This window comes from Exiguobacterium sp. s142, from assembly GCF_018618455.1.
Taxonomy (GTDB): domain Bacteria; phylum Bacillota; class Bacilli; order Exiguobacteriales; family Exiguobacteriaceae; genus Exiguobacterium; species Exiguobacterium aurantiacum_A.
In genome coordinates this window covers 1-2,417 of the sequence record NZ_JACSMB010000042.1, presented here as the reverse complement: position 1 = coordinate 2,417, position 2,417 = coordinate 1, and the positions used below count along the sequence as shown (strand labels likewise).

The 2,417-nt window shown below is 49.4% G+C and carries 2 protein-coding genes; both read right to left on the bottom strand.

Annotated features, from left to right (window positions below):
* On the bottom strand, positions 1-746 hold a 746-nt coding region (gene istB, locus KNP77_RS15730; protein ID WP_214891755.1), incomplete at its 3' end, for an IS21-like element helper ATPase IstB.
* Positions 743-2,284, bottom strand: coding sequence for an IS21 family transposase (gene istA / locus KNP77_RS15725; protein WP_214891754.1), 1,542 nt, complete (start codon positions 2,282-2,284; stop codon positions 743-745). The genes istA and istB, both read right to left, overlap by 4 nt.
* Positions 2,285-2,417 lie beyond the last annotated feature (133 nt).

The following is a 2,417-nucleotide window of genomic DNA, read 5'->3' as shown; positions in this document are numbered from 1 at the left end:
GAAAACAATGATTTCCGGTTCCTCATCCGATGACTGTCGTCATCACTATGTATGATTTCGACGCGATGGAGTAAGCGGTCCAGTATCGCAGTCGTGATGCCCTGGTCCCCGATCAATTCGCCCCATTGATCGGGGCTTTTGTTCGAGGTCAGGATGATCGAGCTGCGCTCATAAAGGTGGTTGACGAGATGGAAGAAGAGATTGGCTTCTCGTTGGTCCATGGCCATATACATCAGGTCATCGATGATGACCAGGTCCGAATCTCGCAACCTTTTTAACTGGATCTTCGACTTGCTTGAGAACTCTTCACTTTTTAATAGTTGGACGAGTTCGCCCATCGTGACGAAGTATACCTTGAACCCGTGGTTGACCGCCTCGATTCCCAGCCCCACAGCCAAAAACGTCTTTCCGACGCCCGGAGGGCCCAAGAGGATCAGGTTGTACTGTTGCTCGAGCCAGTTGAGCTGTTTCAACTGCTTCAGCTGTCGGGCGGTTAGTGCGGTCTGTTCCTCTAAATTGAACTCCGAGAGGGATTTAATGAACGGGAATCGGGCCCACTTCATTCGTCTCTCCAAACTTTTAGCGTCTCGTTTGGCGCGTTCATGGTTCGTGATGGCACTTAGAAATTCGATATACGTCCAGGAGGCCATTTCGGCCTCTCTCAAAATCTGTGGGAGGGCGTCAGCCGTCTCGGCGAGACGAAGCTGCCGAAAGTCCTGTTGTAACTCGGAAACGCTTTGACTCATTTTGCCGTCACCCCTTTCAGGATGTCGGTGTAGGCTTGGATCGGCCTCGTTGCGACCTGTATCCCGGATTTCTTCGGACGTTCGGTATCGGGTTTTGTATCACACCCATCGTCCGCGAGGATCGCGAGATAGTGGACCACGTCTCGGAAATCGTTGGCGCTGAACAGACTCTCTTGCGAACACTTTTCCAGTGCCATCGTTAAGTGATTGGGATACATGGTCGCGACGTCCCTGATGATGTTGAACTGGTCACGTCGGTATCTCGGGTAACGCTTTGAGAGCTCACCCAGATAATCGGACGCCGCCTCTCTGTCCTCGAAATAGGTGAGGACCTGTTGCTTCAGTTCTTCGATTCCTTTGGAACGATCCCGAAGGTGGTCACGGCTTTGAATCAGTTTTCCGCTCTCTTTGCTGACCCGGTGGTCTGCGATCACTTCTCCCTCGGGAGATTCGCGAATCAATAACCGTTCCTGTTCGGTCACCTCGAGGAACACCACCTTCTTCTTGACCGATGAGTAGGTCCCGATTGGGACGGTGTAACGGTTTGAGCGATAACGGATTGTGTTGTCCTTGCTGACGTTCCTTGCTATACTTTCGGTACGGATACTTTCGAAAGAGAGTAGCGATAAGACCGGTTGTAAGTGTTGTTTTTCGACGGAGAACACTTCAGCTGGTCTTTTTTTCGTTGTCTGATGGACGTTATGATTTCCTGTCCTCTCCAACCATCTCATGGAACGGTCGTTCCAATCCTCGATATGCCGGTACACTCGGCTGTCCGCGAAGTTCCGTTTGATGTACTTCACGACATTCTCGATCATACCCTTTGACTCCGGGTCGGCCCGACGACATAAGTGGATCCTAAACTTTCGTTCGTTCACGTAGGCTTGAAACTCATTGGTCAATAGGACGTCACCTGCGTTCTCGTTGATTGCGATGAGGTGATCCTGGTCGTAGACGATTTCAGAAGGACGCCCACCATAGAATTGGAACGCATTTTCGTGGCAGTGAATGGTGTCCCTGGTGGTGAACGGTCGTTCTCTCCATTCGACATATTTCATCCGAGAGTGCGCAAGTACGAACGCGATGAAATAAAGCTTTATCATTTTTCCATCTTTAGTCCGTTGTCTGGTCTCACCCCAGTCCACCTGTATTTGCTTGCCCATCGGTTGTTCTGGGATGGCCTCGTAATGGCGGACGACCCTTTTCTTTTCAATCTGATAGATTTCTCGGATTTCCTTCACGTATGTCCTGACCGTGCTCGATCCGACCGAGAGGTCGGGATATCTTTCAAGTAACCAGTCATGGACTTGTGCGCTGCTCAAATGCGGATACTCCTCCAACCATGCAATGATCCAGTCTCGATAGGCATCGAGCTTCTTCTTTCGTGAACAGGCTTTCCCGTCAAATTCATGTAGGGCATCTTCATATGTCATCTTCAGGTACTTATATACCGTCGGTCTCGATACCTTCAGTGCTGTGGCGATTTGAGCCACTTTCATGTTTTGCTGATACATTTGATGAATCTTGATGTGTAGCACTAACTTTTCCTCCAAATCCATTCCCTCCAGATAAAATAGCCTCAACTAATCTATCGGAGTTCTGTTCTGATTTTTCGGCAATAGTGTAAAATCGTATCGAGCAAAAACTGTCAATTTTATTCTAGCGTTCACA